At 36.0% G+C, this 308-nt stretch carries 1 pseudogene; it reads right to left on the bottom strand.

Annotated elements, in window-relative coordinates:
- Nucleotides 1-308, bottom strand: a pseudogene (locus RYX56_RS21750) (TorD/DmsD family molecular chaperone); the annotation flags it as partial.

The raw sequence follows: 308 nt of genomic DNA, 5'->3' as shown, positions 1-308 counted from the left end.
ACCGAACATAGTTTGGTCCCTGGTCACATAAACGGACTCCCATGGGGGAGCGGGTATTCTTCCTCTATCATTTAATAGATTGAAAGTGGCCAAATAGGCATCTTTTTCAAGCTGTTCTATGATATCAAGATCACTGTTCTTTAACTCTGCAAAAAAATCAGCTAAATCTTGATTCCCATCCGTTAATAAGTTGATAAATTCATCGGAAAACGTCTCTTTCCAAAGGTTTAAGGTTTCTTCTGTTAATGGCCCTTCAAATGCTACTTTTAAAAATGTATAAATAGTAGTTCTCTCAATAAAGGTTAAAC

This window comes from Alkalihalophilus lindianensis (assembly GCF_032843265.1).
Classification (GTDB): domain Bacteria; phylum Bacillota; class Bacilli; order Bacillales; family Bacillaceae_D; genus Alkalihalophilus; species Alkalihalophilus lindianensis.
The sequence above is the reverse complement of the archived record's forward strand: the minus strand, read 5'-3'. Positions and strand labels throughout refer to the sequence as shown.